The organism is Marisediminicola sp. LYQ85, assembly GCF_046600695.1.
GTDB lineage: Bacteria > Actinomycetota > Actinomycetes > Actinomycetales > Microbacteriaceae > Marisediminicola.
In genome coordinates this window covers 686,061-704,105 of the sequence record NZ_JBKIWO010000001.1, presented here as the reverse complement: position 1 = coordinate 704,105, position 18,045 = coordinate 686,061, and the positions used below count along the sequence as shown (strand labels likewise).

Annotated in this window: 18 protein-coding genes; 10 read left to right on the top strand and 8 right to left on the bottom strand. The window is 66.5% G+C overall.

Going from position 1 to position 18,045, the window contains the following annotated elements:
• The first annotated feature begins 10 nt into the window (after positions 1–10).
• Positions 11–826 (top strand): ParA family protein, encoded by an 816-nt coding sequence (locus ACLHG5_RS03270; protein WP_411317844.1) that lies wholly within the window; start codon positions 11–13, stop codon positions 824–826.
• Between the two features lie 159 nt (positions 827–985).
• On the opposite strand, the gene ACLHG5_RS03265 is transcribed toward ACLHG5_RS03270, so the two are convergent.
• The 4 genes from ACLHG5_RS03265 to ACLHG5_RS03250 all read right to left on the bottom strand — a co-directional run bounded on the left by ACLHG5_RS03265 (position 986) and on the right by ACLHG5_RS03250 (position 3,470).
• Positions 986–1,534 (bottom strand): MerR family transcriptional regulator, encoded by a 549-nt coding sequence (locus ACLHG5_RS03265; RefSeq protein WP_411317843.1) that lies wholly within the window; start codon positions 1,532–1,534, stop codon positions 986–988.
• A gap of 131 nt (positions 1,535–1,665) precedes the next feature.
• Positions 1,666–2,364, bottom strand: coding sequence for a MerR family transcriptional regulator (locus ACLHG5_RS03260; protein ID WP_411317842.1), 699 nt, complete (start codon positions 2,362–2,364; stop codon positions 1,666–1,668).
• Positions 2,364–2,840, bottom strand: a complete 477-nt coding sequence (locus tag ACLHG5_RS03255) for an FHA domain-containing protein (protein WP_411315626.1) — start codon at positions 2,838–2,840, stop codon at positions 2,364–2,366. Before ACLHG5_RS03255 ends, ACLHG5_RS03260 begins: the two co-directional genes overlap by 1 nt.
• Before the next feature lie 12 nt (positions 2,841–2,852).
• A complete protein-coding gene (locus ACLHG5_RS03250) occupies positions 2,853–3,470 on the bottom strand; it encodes a CDP-alcohol phosphatidyltransferase family protein (RefSeq protein WP_411317841.1) in 618 nt (205 codons plus the stop codon).
• A 120-nt stretch (positions 3,471–3,590) separates the two neighbouring features.
• Between ACLHG5_RS03250 and ACLHG5_RS03245 the strand changes: the two genes are divergently transcribed.
• The 3 genes from ACLHG5_RS03245 (at position 3,591) to ACLHG5_RS03235 (ending at position 6,564) form a co-directional block, all read left to right on the top strand.
• On the top strand, positions 3,591–4,085 hold the full coding sequence (locus ACLHG5_RS03245; RefSeq protein WP_411317840.1) for a hypothetical protein: 495 nt from the start codon (positions 3,591–3,593) through the stop codon (positions 4,083–4,085).
• A 434-nt stretch (positions 4,086–4,519) separates the two neighbouring features.
• Positions 4,520–6,067 carry a sugar transferase gene (locus tag ACLHG5_RS03240; protein ID WP_411317839.1) on the top strand — a complete coding sequence of 516 codons (1,548 nt, stop codon included), beginning with the start codon at positions 4,520–4,522 and terminating at the stop codon, positions 6,065–6,067.
• The gene (locus ACLHG5_RS03235) at positions 6,067–6,564 is read left to right on the top strand and encodes an adenylyltransferase/cytidyltransferase family protein (protein ID WP_411317838.1); all 498 of its coding nucleotides are present in this window, start codon (positions 6,067–6,069) and stop codon (positions 6,562–6,564) included. The genes ACLHG5_RS03240 and ACLHG5_RS03235 overlap by 1 nt, the downstream gene beginning before the upstream one ends.
• A 4-nt stretch (positions 6,565–6,568) precedes the next feature.
• Here the strand turns inward: ACLHG5_RS03235 and ACLHG5_RS03230 are convergent, their stop codons facing one another.
• On the bottom strand, positions 6,569–7,642 hold the full coding sequence (locus ACLHG5_RS03230; protein ID WP_411317837.1) for a glycosyltransferase family 4 protein: 1,074 nt from the start codon (positions 7,640–7,642) through the stop codon (positions 6,569–6,571).
• 193 nt (positions 7,643–7,835) lie between these two features.
• Between ACLHG5_RS03230 and ACLHG5_RS03225 the strand changes: the two genes are divergently transcribed.
• Genes ACLHG5_RS03225 through ACLHG5_RS03215 form a run of 3 tightly spaced genes read left to right on the top strand, consistent with a single transcriptional unit; the run spans position 7,836 to position 10,758 of the window.
• Complete coding sequence (locus tag ACLHG5_RS03225; RefSeq protein ID WP_411317836.1) at positions 7,836–9,044, top strand: DUF1972 domain-containing protein; 1,209 nt, start codon at positions 7,836–7,838, stop codon at positions 9,042–9,044.
• A gap of 3 nt (positions 9,045–9,047) precedes the next feature.
• Complete coding sequence (locus ACLHG5_RS03220) at positions 9,048–9,803, top strand: CDP-alcohol phosphatidyltransferase family protein (RefSeq protein ID WP_411317835.1); 756 nt, start codon at positions 9,048–9,050, stop codon at positions 9,801–9,803.
• Entirely contained in the window at positions 9,796–10,758 is a 963-nt protein-coding gene (locus ACLHG5_RS03215; RefSeq protein ID WP_411317834.1) for a glycosyltransferase family 2 protein, read from the top strand. The genes ACLHG5_RS03220 and ACLHG5_RS03215 overlap by 8 nt, the downstream gene beginning before the upstream one ends.
• Positions 10,759–10,816: 58 nt before the next feature.
• Here ACLHG5_RS03215 and ACLHG5_RS03210 read toward each other — a convergent pair whose 3' ends face one another.
• On the bottom strand, positions 10,817–11,845 hold the full coding sequence (locus tag ACLHG5_RS03210) for a glycosyltransferase (protein WP_411317833.1): 1,029 nt from the start codon (positions 11,843–11,845) through the stop codon (positions 10,817–10,819).
• Between the two features lie 112 nt (positions 11,846–11,957).
• On the opposite strand from ACLHG5_RS03210, the gene ACLHG5_RS03205 reads away from it, so the two are divergent.
• The 3 genes from ACLHG5_RS03205 (at position 11,958) to ACLHG5_RS03195 (ending at position 16,234) form a co-directional block, all read left to right on the top strand.
• Positions 11,958–13,352, top strand: coding sequence for a hypothetical protein (locus ACLHG5_RS03205; RefSeq protein WP_411317832.1), 1,395 nt, complete (start codon positions 11,958–11,960; stop codon positions 13,350–13,352).
• 186 nt (positions 13,353–13,538) lie between these two features.
• On the top strand, positions 13,539–14,816 hold the full coding sequence (locus tag ACLHG5_RS03200) for a hypothetical protein (protein WP_411317831.1): 1,278 nt from the start codon (positions 13,539–13,541) through the stop codon (positions 14,814–14,816).
• Entirely contained in the window at positions 14,792–16,234 is a 1,443-nt protein-coding gene (locus ACLHG5_RS03195; protein ID WP_411317830.1) for a polysaccharide biosynthesis tyrosine autokinase, read from the top strand. The genes ACLHG5_RS03200 and ACLHG5_RS03195 overlap by 25 nt, the downstream gene beginning before the upstream one ends.
• A 54-nt stretch (positions 16,235–16,288) precedes the next feature.
• Here the strand turns inward: ACLHG5_RS03195 and ACLHG5_RS03190 are convergent, their stop codons facing one another.
• Both ACLHG5_RS03190 and ACLHG5_RS03185 read right to left on the bottom strand, forming a co-directional pair.
• Positions 16,289–17,365 (bottom strand): polysaccharide pyruvyl transferase family protein, encoded by a 1,077-nt coding sequence (locus tag ACLHG5_RS03190; RefSeq protein WP_411318404.1) that lies wholly within the window; start codon positions 17,363–17,365, stop codon positions 16,289–16,291.
• Positions 17,366–17,414: 49 nt separating this feature from the next.
• Complete coding sequence (locus tag ACLHG5_RS03185; RefSeq protein WP_411317829.1) at positions 17,415–18,017, bottom strand: low molecular weight phosphatase family protein; 603 nt, start codon at positions 18,015–18,017, stop codon at positions 17,415–17,417.
• Between the last annotated feature and the right edge of the window lie 28 nt (positions 18,018–18,045).

Below are 18,045 nucleotides of genomic sequence, written 5' to 3'. Positions count from 1 at the left end.
GTTTCGTGTTGTGCATGTACTCAGCGTCAGCTCCCTCAAAGGAGGAGTCGGAAAGACGACCGTGACGCTCGGACTCGCATCGGCCTCGTTCGCGAAGGGACTCCGCACCCTCGTCGTCGACCTCGATCCGCAATCCGACGTCTCGACCGGAATGGACATCAATGTCGCCGGTCACCTCAACGTCGCCGACGTCCTCGCCTCACCCAAAGAGAAGATCGTTCGCTCTGCCATCGCGCCGAGCGGGTGGACCAAAGGCCACCAGGGCAAGATCGATGTGCTCATCGGCAGCCCCTCCGCGATCAACTTCGACGGGCCGCACCCGAGCATCCGCGACATCTGGAAGCTCGAAGAAGCCCTCGCCAATGTCGAGAGCGACTACGACCTCGTGCTCATCGACTGCCCGCCGTCGCTCAACGCTCTCACGCGAACCGCGTGGGCCGCGAGCGATCGGGTCGCCGTCGTGACCGAACCCGGACTGTTCTCCGTGGCCGCTGCCGATCGCGCACTCCGGGCGATCGAAGAGATCCGTCGAGGACTCTCCCCCCGCCTCCAGCCGCTCGGCATCATCGTCAACCGGGCCCGCGTGCAGTCGCTCGAGCACCAGTTCCGCATCAAAGAACTGCGCGACATGTTCGGTCCGCTCGTGCTGAGCCCTCAACTGCCCGAGCGCACCTCGCTCCAGCAGGCCCAGGGTGCCGCGAAGCCGCTTCACATGTGGCCGGGCGAGAGCGCACAGGAGATGGCGGGCAACTTCGATCAACTGTTGCAGCGCGTCATGCGCACCGCCAAGATGCCCGACCCCGAGCCGAGCGACGCGCGACTCTAGAGCCTGGCGGCCTCAGCGTCCCGCGGTGTCGGCATGTCGTGACGATGGCAGGCCGCGACGGTGGTGTCCCGTGACGTAGGGGATGGCTTCTCAGGCTTCGGCGCCACAGAGACGCGCACCCAGGGTCACCACGGTCGGCGATCTGGACCGTGAAGCGGACTAGCTCGCTTTGGTGGCGCGACGAGCGGCGAGCTCATCCATCGCCTGCGGCTGCTGGGCGTCGAGGTCGACGAGACTGTTCTCGACCTCCCTCAGCACTTTGCCCACGGCGATGCCGAAGACGCCCTGCCCGCGGCTGACGAGGTCGATGACCTCGTCGTTCGACGTGCACAGGTAGACGCTCGCGCCGTCGCTCATGAGCGTGGTCTGAGCGAGATCGCTCACCCCGGACTCGCGCAGCTGGTTGACGGCCGTGCGGATCTGCTGCAGCGAGATGCCCGTGTCGAGCAGTCGTTTGACGAGCTTGAGAACGAGGATGTCGCGGAAACCGTAGAGGCGCTGCGAACCCGAACCCGCCGCACCGCGCACCGTGGGCTCGACGAGCTCGGTGCGAGCCCAGTAATCGAGCTGGCGGTAGCTGATGCCGGCGGCGCGGGCGGCGACCGCTCCGCGATAACCGGCGCTGTCGTCGAGGTCGGGCATACCGTCGGTGAACAAGAGCCCCAGGTCGTAGCGAGAATCTTCGCTCCGGCTGCTCGTTTCACTCATGCGATTGCCTTCTGCCTCTCGGCATCGGTGGGGTCGAACGCCCCATCCTGTGGTCCACCGTAGCGATCGAGGTGCCCGGCGGCAACGACATCCGATCAAACGATTCGGCGTGTCGAGGCGGTCTAGGAAGTCTACCGATCGAGGCGCGTCAGCGCCGACCGGATGAGGCTCGATCTGACGATTTCGAGCTGCCCGGCGATCTCCCGCGCGAGCTCGACGGCCTTGGCTCGGCTCGACGCGTCGTTGCGCCGCGTCACCGGCATGAGGGCGTTCTCGATGAGACCGAGCTCCCGCTCGGCAGACGCCCGGAAGGTGCGCAGATGCCGCGGCTCGATTCCCGATCGCTGCAACTCGACGAGCGATCGCAAGACCGCGACGACGTCGTCACCGTAGTGATCGGCACCGACGATGAGCGACGACGAGACGGCGTCGTTGAGAAGCTGCGGTGTCGCGCCCGCCTCGCGGATGAGCTCGTCGCGGCTGAGCCTTCGTTCGCTCGACAGCATCGACGGGGCGGCGACCGCTCCCCCCGGCAGTTCGGGCTGGCGGCCGGCATCGAGATCGTCGAGGTAGCCCTTGATGACTTTGAGCGGGAGATAGTGCTCGCGCTGCATCGTGAGCACGAAGCGCAGACGATCGAGGTCGGATGGCGAGAACTTACGGTAGCCGGACTCCGTTCGGGCCGGGGAGATGAGCTTGCGCTCCTCGAGGAACCGCAACTTCGAGGGAGTCAGGTCGGGGAAGTCCCCCGTGAGCCTCGCGAGCACCTGGCCGATGCTCAACAGAGTTGTCGGGCCAGGCGTCCTCGCCTGGCCCGCGGGCTGCGCCACTACTGGCTCGCCGAAGCGACGAGGTCGTTGCGCGAAGCGTAGAACGTGAGGCGGAACTTGCCGATCTGCACCTCGGCGCCATCGGTGAGCACGGCGGAATCGACGCGAGCGCCGTCGAAATAGGTGCCGTTGAGCGACCCGAGGTCCTTGAGTTCGAACGCTGTGCCGCGCCGCAAGAACTCCGTGTGACGGCGCGACACCGTGACGTCGTCGAGGAAGATGTCGGCGTTCGTGTGACGACCGACGGTCGTGACGTCGGAGTCGAGGAGGAATCGCGATCCGACGCCGGGACCGCGCCTCACGACGAGGAGTGCGGAACCGGAGGGCAGCGACGCGATGGCGTCTTGCTCTTCGACGGACACTTCGGAGGCGAGTGCAGCGATCTGGGCTGCGAACTCGCTCGTGTAGTGACTCGTGGTTTCAGTTTCGCGCGCCGAGTTCGCGGCGGCCTGATGATCGTTCTGTGACGTGGCCATCGTGAACCTCCTTTAGCGCCCCAGCGTATCGGAAACGGGGGCCCCCTCCGCCAGGGGGATTCTGATCACCCGAGCGGTCTCGCGGATGTAGATGACGCCCGCCCACCAGTAGAGGAAGGCTCCCCAGATCGCGAACGCCCACCCGAGCGGATCCGTCACGAACGCGGCGGCGGGGAACGCCTGCCCGACCATGAGGATGGGGAGCGCATAGAAGAGCGCGAATGTCGCGACCTTGCCCAGATTGTGCACGGGGAGCGGCCCGTAGCCGTGACTCGCGAGAACGACTCCGAGCCCGAGGAGAACGACGTCGCGGCCGAGGATGAGCGCGACGAGCCACCAGGGCACGATCTCGCGCGTCGCCAGACCGATGAGGGTCGCGAAGATGAAGAGACGGTCTGCGGCGGGGTCGAGCAGTTGACCGAGACGCGTGATCTGGTTGAAGCGGCGAGCGATGATGCCGTCGAGATAATCGGTCAGGCTCGACACGACGAGTGTGAGCAGCGCGAGCGCGTCGTCGCCGCGGACGATGAAGACGAGGAACACCGGCACGAGCGCGAGCCGGAACGCGCTCAGGCAATTCGGGACCGTGACGATCCGCGAACTGACGGTCGGACTGGCGCTCGGCTTCACGGTCAGCGAGTCTATCGATCGCGCCCGCGGACACACTCGGGGTGGCGCCCACCGCGCGGATGCCGCGGACACTCCGACGACACCCGGTCGCCCCCGGGCTGCACGCGCTACCGTCGACGTATGTCGTGCATCCGCTTCTCCACCACAGCCCAGCGTGAGCAGTTCCGCGCCGCCGCCCCGGGGATGCCCGGCGTCGACACCGCGCTCGACGCGACAGACGACGTCGCGACGCGGATGAGCGTGCCCGTGTTCACCGAGGGCAAGCTCCGCCGGCTGCTCGCTCTCGCGAGCAGCCCCAGCGCGAAGATCCGCGAGAGTGTCGCGAGCAACAGACACGCCCCCGCCGCCGTGCTCGACACTCTCGCGCACGATGGCGATTCGGGTGTGCGGTCGTGGGTCGCGAGAAACGAGACCGCTCCGCTCGCCGTGCTCGACGGGCTCGCTCGCGACCGAGACGACTCGGTGCGGGCCTGGGTCGCGACGAACCCGTCGACTCCCCCCGCGCTCGTCGCCCACTTGAGCTTCGACGAGAGCGAAACGGTGCGCGGCGTCGTGCGCTGGAGACTCGGCGGAGGCGATGTTGTCTCCCCGGCATCCGGGGCCTCGCGAGACTAGTCGTCGCAACACGCCCCCGAAAGTGGGGCACACAAATCGTCACTAATGCCGTAGCATGAACGCACGCGATTCGTCCCGGAGTACCCACCCGGCCCGGTCGCAGAGCGTGCCCCACACGCGACATATGAAGTAAAGCTGCTAGTTCAGAACCCGACTAGCACACGACCCGATCAACCCATTACCCGAAAATCCCCCGCAGTCTTCGCCGCGTACCCGAGCGCGTCGTCCCGTCGATTTCGCTGAGCAATCAGCTTCTCCTCGCGATTCCCGTTCAGGTCACTCGCCGAAGGCGAACCTGTTACCCGAATTGCAGGCTTCCCCGTGAGCTCCCCCATAACCACGCCCGAATTTAACCCGTGTGTCCGCGATTTCCGCGAATGCGCCTCAGAGACTGTCGGTCAGGCGACGCTCTCCGCGACCGCGATGTCGACGTCGTGAGCGAGACTCGCCGCGCACCGGCGCCCCACCGTCGCCCTCGGAGCGCCGAGCGCAGCACGCGGTTGCGCATCGTCGAAGACCCCGCGCCCTTCGTGAGCCGCAGCACAGCGCCTACCGCATCGACGGGCCCCGCGTGGGCACGGCGCTACCGCATGCGCCTCATCACGACCGACGTGCTCATCATTACGGCGGCCGTCATCACGGCGTTCGTCGCTCGCTTCTGGTTCGGCGAGGTCGCAGCCTTCGGCCAGGTGTCGCTCGACTACTGGCTCATCACGGCGGTCATCATCGTCACGTGGGTCAGCACGCTCGCAGCGTTCCACTCCCGCGACTCCCGCATCGTCGGAACCGGTCTCGCCGAATACCGGGCTGTGGTCAGCGCGAGCGTCCTCGCGTTCGGGTTGCTCGCCATCGTGTTCCTCCTCCTCAAGGTCGACATCGCTCGAGGCTTCGTCGCTCTCGCACTCCCGCTCGGCCTCGTCGGTCTGATGACGAGCCGTCTCCTGTGGCGCAAGTGGCTGGTGCGACGTCGCCGCGAGGGCAACTTTGTTTCCCGGGCGATCGTCGTCGGAGACCGCCGCGACGTCGACTACGTGATCCGCCAGATGGACCGCAAAGCCGTCTCGGTCTACGACATCATCGGCGCCGCGATCGACTCCGACGACGTCGACTCGATGACCGTGAGTTCACGGGACGTCTCCGTCGTCTCCAACCTCCACAACGTCGCGCAGGCCGCGTCGAGCCTCCGGGTCGACGCGGTCATCGTGGCGGGCCAGCCTAACGGCGGCTCCGACTTCATCCGCGACCTCGGCTGGGATCTCGAGGGGTCGACAGCCGAACTCGTCGTGGCGTCGCGCCTCACCAACGTCGCGGGCCCGCGCATCCACTTCCGCCCGGTCGAGGGTCTGCCGCTCATGCACGTCGAACTGCCCCAGTACGGCGGGGGCAAGCACGTTCTCAAGCGCGCACTCGACATCGTCGCGTCGGGCGCCGCCCTCCTCTTGTTGTTGCCGCTGCTCCTCGTCATCGGCATCGCGGTGAAGCGGGACAGCCCAGGCCCCGTGCTCTTCCGCCAGGAGCGCATCGGTCGCGGCGGGCAGTCGTTCCGCATGCTCAAGTTCCGTTCCATGGTGCAGACCGCGGAAGACGATCTCGCCGGGCTCCTCGATAAGAACGAGGGGGCGGGCGTGCTCTTCAAACTCAAGAACGACCCCCGGGTCACCCGAACCGGCCAGGTTCTGCGCAAGTACTCGCTCGACGAACTCCCCCAGCTCTGGAACATCTTCATCGGCGAGATGAGCCTCGTCGGGCCCCGCCCGCCGCTCAAGAGCGAGGTCGAGAGCTACGAAGACCGCGTGCACCGCCGTCTGTACATCAAGCCGGGCCTCACGGGCATGTGGCAGGTCAACGGCCGTTCCGACCTCGACTGGGACGAGAGCGTCAGGCTCGATCTCTACTACGTCGAGAACTGGTCGCTCGCGGGCGACCTCGTCATCATGTGGCGCACCCTCAAGGTGCTCCGCGGAGCATCGGGGGCGTACTGATGGCCCTCCCCTCGACCTTTGACGTCGCGCGACCGACCGACGGCGCGCGCATCGGCTACGCGGCCGGGGCCTTCGACCTGTTCCACGTCGGACACTTGAATATCCTCAAGCACGCCAAAAGCCAGTGCGACTACCTCATCGCGGGCGTCGTCTCGGATGAGATGCTGCGTCTCACGAAAGGGATCACGCCCGTCGTTCCACTGTCGGAACGCCTCGAGATCGTGCGACACATCAGTTTCGTCGACGAGGCCCGAGCCGAGGTCGTGCCCGACAAACTCGACACCTGGCGTGACGTCGGCTTCCACAGATTCTTCAAGGGAGACGACTGGCGTGGCACAGAGAAGGGTCGTCGTCTCGAAGACGAGTTCGCCGCCGTCGGCGTCGAGGTCGTGTACTTCCCGTACACGATGAGCACCTCGTCGACAGCTCTGCGGAGAGCCCTCGATGCGATCACCGCGGGAACGCCCGTGGGCACTTCGGCGGCGCGCGAGGGGTGAGCCTCTAGGCAGATGTGTCGCGCGCGAGAACCGCGCGCATACGGCGGACGCTCTCGTCCCACGAGAACCACGTGGTATCGGCGCCGACGGCGGGCAGTCGCTTCTCGCTGTTCAGGGCCGCACCGATCTCGGCAGCTATGGCGGACTGATCGCGCGGGTCGACGTAGGTGGCGTAGGCCCCGAGGATCTCGCGGAAGACCGGAATGTCGCTCGCGAGCACGGGTGCGCCGAAATGGATCGCCTCGAGATTGGGGAGCCCGAAACCCTCGTCTAGAGACAGGAAGGCGAAGAGGTGCGCCGTCGAATAGAGCCACGCGAGCTGTGCGTTCGAGATGAACCCGGTGAAGCGCACACTCCGCGCGTCGATCGCGGCACGGATCTCGGGAGGCAATTCGGTCATCTTCCCCGACGCCTCGCCGACGACGAGCACTGGCCTGCTCGCGCTGACCGCTCCGGACGCGAGCGCACCGAGGAGAGTGTTCTCGAGGTTCTTGCGCACGTTCAGTCTGCCGACCACGAGGACGAACCTGTCGACATCGGCGAGACCCCGCACCTCGGCTGCATCGCCACCGACGAGGTCGGCGTGGAGAGCGAGCCCGACGGCGTGCGCCGGTCGCTTCGCGCGTCCCGTCGCATCGATGCGCGCCGCTTCCGTGCGAGTGGAGGTGAAGACGTGCCGCGCTCTGCCGAGGGTCGCCGGCATGAGCGCGAAGTACGCGCGCTCGCGACGGGTGAACCACTCGGGGTTGGTCTCGAACATGAGGTCGTGGATGAACACCGCCGACGGTCCGCGGAGGGGAGTGAAGTTGTGGGTGATCGTCCAATCAGGAGAGCGCCGGCGAGCGACGGTCGGGAGCTCGACGATGGCGCTGAGCCCTTGGGGGCGCATCCGTGTGGCGACGACAGACACTCGCGCGGGCAGCTCTCGCCGCGCCCTAGCCTCGTCGGAGACAGGGACCGCGACGATCATCTCGTCGCCGGAGAAACACCGCTCCCAGGCGAATATGAACTCGCGCATGACCTGGCGGTTCGAGAAGGGTCCCCGCGCCCACCAGAACCCGTCGAAGAGCACTCTCATCGCGCGGAACACCTCGCTCGCATCGGGCTCCTCACTCGCACGGGGCCAACCATACCGGGCACGCACGGCCGCAGGATGGGGCGCGCCCGACGTCACGCGCGCGTCGTCGTGGGCCCGGAGCGGTGTGCAATACCATCGTGCAGAGCGCTCGAGCCGGCGGCTCCGCGATCGGCTCGAAAGATGGGGATGAACGATGAACCGGTCGAGTGAAGGCGAGCGTCGTCTGCGGATCGCCATGGTCGGAACGCGCGGGGTTCCCGCGGCCTACGGCGGCTTCGAGACCGCCGTGGAGGAGATAGGTCGCCGTCTCGCGGAGCGAGGACACGAGGTCGTCGTGTTCTGTCGATCGACCACGCCGCGTGGTCCGCGCACCCACCTCGGGATGCGCCTCGTGCACTTGCCCGCCATTCGCCACAAAGTGCTCGAAACCCTGAGTCACACGGCCGTCTCCTCCGTTGCCCTCTTGCTCTCGAAGCGGGTCGACGCGGCCTACCTCTTCAACGCCGCGAATGCCCCTTTTCTGCCACTGATCCGCCGTCGGCGGGTACCCGTCGCAGTGCACGTCGACGGCCTCGAGTGGAAGCGCGGCAAGTGGGGGCGCGGCGGCCGCACGTTCTATCGTCTTGCGGAACAGCTTTCCGTCCGGTGGGCGGACGCGCTCATCGCCGACGCCCGCGGCATCGCCGAGTATTACCGCGACGAGTTCGCCGCGCCGACCGAGCTCATCAGCTACGGGACGAACTCGGATGTCTCAGCCGAGTCGGAACATCTCGAAGAGCTCGGGGTCGAGCCGGGCGGATACCACCTCGTGGTCGCACGGTTCGAGCCGGAAAACCACGTTGATGTGATCGTCGACGGCTTCGTGTCGAGTGGCTCGACTCGGCGATTGGTGGTCGTGGGTTCGGCACCGTACTCCGCGGCGTACACGGACCGTATCGCGACCACGGCGCAATCCGACCCGAGAGTCACCATGCTCGGCGGAATCTGGGATCAAGCGCAATTGGACCAGCTCTACGCAAATGCCGTGACCTATGTGCACGGGCACTCCGTCGGCGGCACCAATCCTTCCCTCCTCCGCGCAATGGGTGCGGGGACCGCGGTCGTCGCGTGGGATGTCGGGTTCAATCGTGAGGTCGCCGGCGACGACGCCACCTACTTCCACTCCCCGGAGAGCCTCGCGGAGCGACTCTCCCTGGCCGAGAGCGACATTGAGAAGACTCGTGGTCAGGGCGCCGCACTGCGCGAACGGGCACGTGCGCACTACAACTGGGACGACGTGGCCGACGCGTACGAAGATCTCGCGCTCCGGATGGCGGCCGGATACTCGAGACGCGGGGCAGCGTCGGGCCGCCGACGAGGCGCTCGCAGCGACACCGCACCTGATCGATCCGAGAGGCCCTGAACCATGGTCGAGACCCCCTCCCCCGAGAGCTTCGGCGCAACCGTCCGCCGCCTCTCCAGCGCGCAAAAGAAACGAGCGCCGGGCGCCCCTCCGTATTCGATCTACGTCAACCGTCCGGTCGGACGCATCGTCGCCGCCGCAGCGTATCGAGCGGGCCTCACGCCCAATCACGTGACTCTCTTGAGCGCGGGTCTCACCTTCGCGGGTATCGCCATCATCGCGACGGTCCCTCCCCTGTGGTGGACCGGGCTCGTCGTGTGGTTCCTCCTCGCCCTCGGATACGCGTTCGACTCGGCAGACGGTCAAGTCGCGAGGCTGCGGGGCGGCGGGTCCCCTGCCGGAGAATGGCTCGACCATGTCGTCGACTCGGCCAAGACCGTGAGCCTCCACGTCGCCGTCGCGATCGCCGTCTATCGATTCTTTCCATTCGACGACGCGTGGGCTCTGATCCCCCTCGGCTTCGCTATCGTCGCGACGGTCTCGTTCTTCGCCATGATTCTCAACGACCTCCTCAAGACCATCCACGGTTCCGACGCACCGAGATCGGGACGGGAACCGTCGGCGCTCCGTTCCCTCCTCCTGATTCCGACCGACTATGGGATCCACTGCGCGGTCTTCGTCCTCCTATCTCTACCCGTGGTGTTCCTCTCGGTGTACGGTCTACTGTTCGTGGCATGCGCTGGCCATCTCGCGCTTGCTCTCAATAAGTGGTTCGGTGACATGGGCGCGCTTCACGGTCGGGTGTCGACAAATGTCTGATGCGGATCGCGCGAATGCTGGCGTAGCCTCCCCGAAGACCCCGCTCACATGCGTCGTCGCCGTGCTCACCTACCTCCGGCCCGTCGACCTCGCGGAGTTACTGCCCGCGCTCGTCGAGCAATCGGCGGGGGCGCCGGCGACCGTGACGATTCTCGTCGTCGACAACGATCCTGCCGGGGGTGCTCGACACCAGGTCGCGGCCCTCGCACTCGACGGGGTGGACTACGTTCATGAGCCCACCCCCGGTATCGCTGCGGCCAGGAACACCGCTCTACTCACGGCGACCTCGGCGGACGTGCTTGTCTTCATCGACGATGACGAACGCCCCACGAAAGGGTGGCTTTATCGGCTGCTCACCCTCTACCTGGCGGAGCACCCGGCCGCGGTCATCGGCCCCGTCGTTTCGGAGTTCGGCGGTGAACTGGACCCGTGGATCAAGGCGGGGCGTTTCTTCGACCGACGACGCTTGCCGACCGGAACCACCGTGACCGTCGCGGCCACGAACAATCTTCTGCTCGACATGGCGGTCGTGCGTCGCCTGGGCCTCGCATTCGACCTGAGGTTCGGCATCAGTGGTGGCTCCGACACCCTCTTCACACGCCAACTGGCGAACGCAAACGCACCGATGCTCTGGCACGACGAAGCGGTCGTGTTCGATGTGGTGCCACCGCACAGACAGACTCGGGAGTGGGTGTTGCAGCGTGCCTTCCGCAGCGGCAACTCATGGAGCGGAACAGCCCTCGCGCTCGAGACCCATCCGCTGCGACGCTTCGCCCTGCGAGCCCGCTTGACTGCCGAGGGCGCGTTGCGAATCGCTGGAGGCGGTGCCTATCTCGCGGTGGCGTCGCTGACGCGATCACTCGCTCGGAACGCGCAAGGCCATCGGATGATGCGCCGGGGCCTCGGCATGGCGGCCGGCGCATGGGGGCATCGCTACTTCGAATACCGCAGGTAGGTCTCAGGCGACCACCGAGCATCCGCGGCGGGCTTCACCGTGACCAGGACAGCCCCAGCTACCGTGCTCTGCGCTGGCGTCGCCGCGCGACCGCCCGTCGGAACACCTCGAGGTGCAGGTCGATGATTCGCGGCCACTCGCGCGCACTGAGATCGGGTTCTGCAGCGCGGGCAGCGGCGGGCGGCTCGATGGCGACCGCGAGAGCGTCAGCGTCAAGGTCGCCGGAGTAGCGCACGACCCAGGATCCTCCGACTTCTTCCGCGAGTCGCCTAGTCATCTCGTTGTCGGGCACGAGAACGGGGCGACCGAGGGAAAGTGCGAGCAGCAGTGCTCCCGAGTTGTACATGTCCCGGTAGGGCAGCACGACGAGCTCACTCTCGAGGATGTGAGCGGCGAGGTCGGCATCCGAGACGTGGCCGAGCTCGAGGTCGACCCTCGTGTCGGCCCGAGCGAGCGCGCTTAGTTCGGCGGCGAGCCGCGCATCGGATGCGGCACCGCGGATGACGAGGCTGACCTCGTCGCTGCGCACCTCCCGAAACGCGCTCAACAGGCCGTCGACGTTCTTGTACGCGCGGATCTGACCGAAGAAAGCGAGCCTCCCGGGGATAGCCTCGAGGGTCGGTAGCGGTCCGAACCAATCCCGGTAGTGCGGATGGGGAATGAGAACCCCCGGCCTTGCCGCGGATTCGGACCTCGACTCGTTCAACGTGATCCACTCGGTCGTGACGACGTCGAGGGAACGGGCAACGAGTCGACTGAGTCGCGACGGCGGCTCGTGCGGAGAGAGATTGTGCAGAGTCCTGACGACCGCCATCCGAGTAACTCTCAAGCGTGCGACGAGGAGCAAAGCGAGAAGCGAGTGCACGATGGTGCGGGCTCGTCCTTCGCGTTCGTAAAGCCGCTCGGGCCAGTGGATGTGGAGCACGTCGTAGCGCCCGAACAGCGCGACCCGCCAGGAGAACAAACGGACGATAGCCGTCTCCGATAGACCCTCGACGAGAGTGACGATGTAGGGGTTGGTCGTCGCGCGTAGCGCCCGAACGGATTCGACGACGACGAGCGGACGCGTCGCGCTCTCGGCATTCATTGCATCCCCTGACATTCGCGAGGCTCCGGCGGAGCTCGATGGTCCATTTATGCCTCGTCCTCCGCTAAAATGCTAGTCGGGGTCAGGCCCATCGATCGAAATCGGAGAGCTCGTGGCCATCACCCCCTCAGTACGTCATCGCCTGTGGAGAATTCTCACCCTCTGCATCGGCACCTCGATCACTCTCGGTGCAGCCTTTCCCGGCCTGCCGACCGTGACGACTCCGGCGCCGACGTCTCCCGAGATCTCTGCTCCCGCAGAGCCCACTCCGGTCGAATCGGCGTACCCCGACCTTGACGACGACTCTGCCGGTGTCGACGGGGATGCGGACACGGGCGGCGACACGGGGTCGAGCGAGCCTGATGCTCCGGTATCCGGGGCCGATCCCGCCCCCATCGTGCAGCCCGCTCCCCCGTCATCCGATGGCGCCACCCCCGTCGTCGATGTCGCACCGGCACCCGCGCAGCCCGGCGAATCGGCGCCGGCCGATCCGTCGCCCGTCGCGCCCGCTCCCGCCGAGCCCGAGCCGGTCGCGCCCGCTCCCGTCGCGACCGCTCCCGCCGAGCCAGCACCCACTGAGTCCGACCCATCGCCCGCCGCACCCGCTGATCCGACTCCCGCCGAGCCTGCCGCCGAGCCCGCTCCCGTTCAGACCTCTCCCTCGGTGACTCCCACCCCAGCGTCGCCCCCCGCTGGCGGGGCCCCAGAGCGACCCACCGCGAAGACGACGGGGGTGCCCGAGGGCACCACGCTCACGAAGGTGTACGACGATCTGGTGATCAGGACTCCCGGCACCGTGATCGATTCGATCGAGCTATTCGGCACGATCCGCGTCGAAGCGGCCGACGTCACCATCTCGCGGTCACTCCTGCACGGAAGCTCCGACGAGGGCAGTATCGCTGTGTACGCGGGCGGCCCGGATGTATCGAACCTCGTGATCGAGGACGTCGAAATCTCCCCCACCGTCAAGAGCTATCTGACGAACGGTGTCTACGGCCATGACTTCACCCTGAGTCGGGTCAACATCCATGGCGTCGTCGACTCCGTCCACATCTTCAACGGCGGGAACGTCGTCGTCGAGGACTCGCTCCTCCACAAGAACACCCATTTCGGTCCGAGCATCGACAAACGCAATGCCGACGGCAGCCACGATGACAACATCCAGATTCAGGACGGGCACAACATCACGATCCGCAACACCGTGATGTCCGACGCGTGGAATGCGGCCGTCCAGATCACCCAGGGGCGCGGCCCCATCAGCGACGTCACGATCGAGGGAAACTGGATCGAGGGCGGAGGCTGTGCTCTCAACATCGCGGAGGGCAAGCACGGGACGATCTCCGGCCTCCGTATTGTCGACAACGTCTTTGGAGAGACGCGGTTCAATTGCCCGATTCTGATCACCCCGCACACGAAGGCTGTTTCGACGATCCTCGACAATGCCCTCCATTCGGGGCCCCTCGCAGGTGTGGTCTGCCGGCTCACGACCGGCAACCGCGCCTGTTGATGGCGAGCAGCCCCCCTTAGAGCGAGTCGGAGGCGAGGGGGCGGTTCGCCGGGGCCGGACAATCCAGTCCGGCCCCGGCCTCGCGGTCGGACGATTTGTTCCGTCGGCGGGCAACGCGGAGGGCGTGATCGTCTCGGCCTGGAGATAGACTCGCGCGAGGCAGTGCGACGCAAAGGGGGCTCGATCGTGCTTCTGCTCGCCCTCGCGGTCGCGGGCGCCGCTGCAGCGGTGCTCGTTTTCCGGTCCGCGCCCCGGTTGACCGTCGTCGTGTGGGTCGTGACCTTGTGCTTCGTTCCGATCTGGGTCGGTTTCTCTGCGGGGATCTTCTACAGCGCCATCACGTTCGTGACGCTCCTGTGCATCGCCGCGGCGTCGACGCGGGGTTTTCGCTGGTCGGCGGTCGACACGGCGCTTCTCGTGTTCCTCGCTGTCGTGATGCTCGCCTTCGCCGTCGGCGGCATCACCCTAGGTCACGTACTCATCACCGTGATGGACTGGCTCGTCCCTTACGTCTGGGGGCGACTGGTTCTCTCCCGAGTCTCACCTCGATTCGTCACCTCGACGATCGCGATCGCGACGGTCGCCGTCGCAGCCATGGCTCTCGGGGAATTCCTGAGCGGACTCAACATCTTCGTGCTCGTTCCCTGGGGCAACGGCGGCTACACGCTGTGGTCGCCGCTGCAGCCCCGCGGTGGGGTTCTCCGTGCGGAAGGGGCGTTCGGCCACTCCATCTCACTCGGGTCGTCTCTCGCCATCGGTAGCGTCTTCATCCTCACGGCGCGTTGGCATCTCGCTTTGCGCGTGTGCGCCCTCATCGTGGTCGCCGCGGCAGTCGTCGTGACCTTTAGTCGCATCGGCCTCGTCGCGCTCGCGCTCGCGCTCGTGCTGTGCTTGCTTTTCCTGCGCACCGACATGAGCGGGAGAACGCGAGTCGTCTTCTCCGTCCTCGCGGTGGCGGGAGCGCTCGTCGCGACCCCCCTCCTGAGCGCAGTCTTCGGGCAGGCGGGCGATGAAGCAGAGGGAAGCGCCCTCTACCGGTTCGAGCTGTTCTCCCTCGTCGGCCAGATGTCTCCCGTCGGCTTGAGCGACGGGTATACCGTCGCGCCCGACGGAGCCGTGCGTGTCGGGCAGTTCGAGTCCATCGACAGCGCCCTCATCCTCACGGGCCTGCGGCTGGGCTGGGTGCCGCTCGTGATCCTCCTCGCTGTTCTGGTAGCACTCCTCGCAATCGTCGTGAGCCGCTCCGCAAACCCGGCGCTCATCGCGATCGCCGCTCAGGTGCCCGGCCTCGCGACGGTGGCGCTCATCACCCAACTCCCGTACTTCTTCTGGTTCGTCGCGGGCCTCGGTGTGAGCCTGTATATCCTGAACCACGACGCCGGTCGCGGATCGTCTGAAGAACCACCCGGTCGTCTCGACCACGACACTGAAGGAATCTCATGGTCGAGCAGGAAAACGGTCTGAGCCTGAACCGACTCGCGCGCATCGTCCGTTCGAGTTGGCTCGTCATCGCGGCGACGACCCTCGTCGGCGCGGGATTGAGCTACGTGGTCTCGAGCTCCACCACCCCCGTCTACACGGCCGATTCCTCGGTGTACTTCTCGTTGAGCCAGGGCGGGAGCAGTTCCGAACTCAACCAGGGATCGGCGTACACCCAAGCTCAGATGCTGTCCTTCGCTCGGCTCGCGACATCGAGTATCACTCTCGATCGAGTCATCGACGATCTCGATCTGGAGATCTCGGCGCGCGACCTCGCGCGCAACATCGGCGTCTCGATCCCACAGAACACCGTCGTCCTCGACATCACCGTGTCGTCGACGTCACCGGTTCGTGCCGAGCGCATTGCCAACTCGATCGCCTCCAACCTGTCGGAGGTCGTCGTCGAGCTCGCGCCGACGACGGAGGCCGACAGTGCTCTCGTGTCGGCGCAGGTGATCGAACCCGCGACGCGCCCCGACGTGCAGTCGTCGCCGAACAAGAGCCGCGATACCGCGCTAGGCGCCGTTCTGGGGTTTCTCCTCGGGTTCGTCGGCAGTGTTCTCGCCGCGGTCCTCGAGACCCGCGTCCGCACCCCGGACATCCTCGCGAGCATCACCGAGATCCCCGCGCTCGGGCAGATCGGGAGACTCGCCCGCAGCGCCGACCGCCGACCGGTCATGTTGCGCAACCCCAACGGTGACGAGGCCGAGTCGTTCAGACGCGTGCGTGCGGGGTTGCGATTCTCATCGATCGACAACGAGGTGAAGACCATACTCGTCACCTCCGCGGTGCCCGGCGACGGCAAGACGACCCTTGCCGTCAACCTCTCGCTGGCCGCTGCCGAGACAGGGGCTCGGGTGCTGCTCATCGACGCCGACCTCCGCCGCCCGAAGGTCGCCGACACCCTCGAGGTGGAGGGAAGCGTGGGGCTCACGACGACCCTCGTCGGTGACCTCGCGCTCGACGACGCGCTCAGCAGCTACGGTTCGACCGATCTCGACCTGCTCCTCGCCGGAGAAGTCCCGCCGAACCCGTCCGAACTCCTCTCGTCGAGTCGCATGGCGGAGATCCTCGGCGAGGTGACGGAGCAGTACGACCTCGTCGTCATCGATTCCGCGCCCGTGCTGTCTGTCGCCGACGCGACGCTCCTGTCTCCTCTCGTCGATCTCACCCTCCTCGTCGTCAACAGTTCGCGCACGCGCAAGGCCCAAGTGACCCGCACGATCGACGCACTCGAGGTCGCTGGCGGAAGCGTGTCGGGCGTCGTTCTCAACCGCATGCGCATACGACGCAGTAGAGACGCCTACCACTACGACACGACTCCCGAGGTTCGAGAGCCCGTGCTTCAGAAACTCGGCCTCAAACGAGCGCAAGACCGGCGCGACACGACCGACCACGCCTGACCCGCGCCACAGCGCAGGGAGCGCCCGATTGGGTGGGAGACTGCTCGGCCATCGTCAATCGAGCGAACGGAGCAGTGTCACACTCGAATCGACGAGCTCCGTCGCGAGAGCGCGCGACCTCCTTGCGCGCTCCGCGAGCGCCGGATCGGAGACGATCTCGAGAATCGCGCGTGCCGCCTCATCCGCGCCGTCGAGCGTGACGACGTGGGGCCAGTCGATTGCGCGCATGAGCGGATCGAACTTGCGTGAGTAGGCCATGGCGACCGCGGGCACACCCGTGGAGAGCGCGTTGAGGCATGCGTGCATCCGCGCCCCGATGAGAACGGTCGCACCGGAGATGACCGAGCGTGCGTCGTCGAGATCGAGGGGAACATGAATATCGACTCCCGCGCCGAACTCGCGAGCGATCTCCCGGCTTGTCGGAACATCGTTGTCGGGGTTGCCGGAATCGAGAACGTGAGGAAGAAGGGTCACTGTTCGCCCGGCATCGAGGAGACCGGCGATCACGGCGCGGATGGTGCGACGATACGCCTCGAAGTCGACGTGACGATTCTCGTTCCACAGCAGACCGGAGACGTTGATGATGACGTCGCGCGGCGTCGACTCGGCAGGGGCGTCGATACCGAAGACGAGGTCGCTTACCGTCGCATCGACGGGCCGGCCGAGCGCTCGCGCCGCGTCGGCGCTGATGGGGTCGCGAGCGAAGACGAGTGACGACCGCGACAGGGTGCGGCGAGCGAGAGCCCGACCGCGACGAGTCCGGAACGGGCCGATGGTCTGCGGCGCCATGACGACCTTGGCACCGGCCTGCGCCGCGAACTCGTGGATGCTCGACATGACAGTGAGCCGACCGAGGCCGTAGATGTCGGAGAAGCTGTCGCCCGAACGGGTGTCCCACACGAGATCAAAACTCCCGAGCCACTTCTGCATACCGAGAGCCCCTGTGGCCCGTTCTCGCACAAGCGACCTGACCCTGCCCCACGGCAATTGCCGGGGCCGTTGGCCGAAGTCCGCATAGTGGAACTCGGCGTCCGGCCACACCTGGCGCAGCAAATCGTGTGATCCGCGCGCGAGGGCTCGGACACCCAGGTTGGGATTGCTGGCGCCGGCCCAGAGCACGAGAATCCGCATTGTCATCCTTCCAACCGCGATGACACCGTGTCATTCGCCACAGGCGATCCTATGGCTGCCGTCCCCACGCGAGGGCTCGTCCGATCTGATCCCCCCGCTCGAGCGATTCCGAGATCGCGCTCTGATGTGGCCGAGTTCGTGAACCGTGTCCGTCGATGATGTCGAACTCGCGATCCTGCCGTGACCGTCCCCGGAAGCGAGGGCGCGACGACACGACCATTCCCCGGCGGAGGTTCAGATACTCGGCGATGCCCGTTGCCCGCGTCCACGGTGGGGCTCCGTCACCCTCGGCGGCGAAAAGAGTCGTCGCCTCGACGAGGGTGAAGAGTCGATCGCGGACCCAGGGCTGCGTGCGAGCGAGGCCACCGCGGATCGCCCGTGTCGCTGTGAGAACGAGGTCGAACTCCTCGAGGTCGAGTGCCTGCACGGCGCGCGATCGGAAGTCGTCGATTTCCGAGCGACGGTCCCCGCGTGCGTGAAGAGCTGCCGCGACCCGGTCGCACAAGGGGCTACCGGATCGCGCGGACCACCCCGCACTCGCGACGAGAGCGTCGGGGAGGCGCTCCGAGAGAGCGAAAGCCGCCGCGGGAGACCGGCAGATGTTGGCTTCACACACGACGAGCACCGCGAGAGTCCCGTCTATTGCCTTCACGGACCGACCATATCAACGGGGCGTCTCC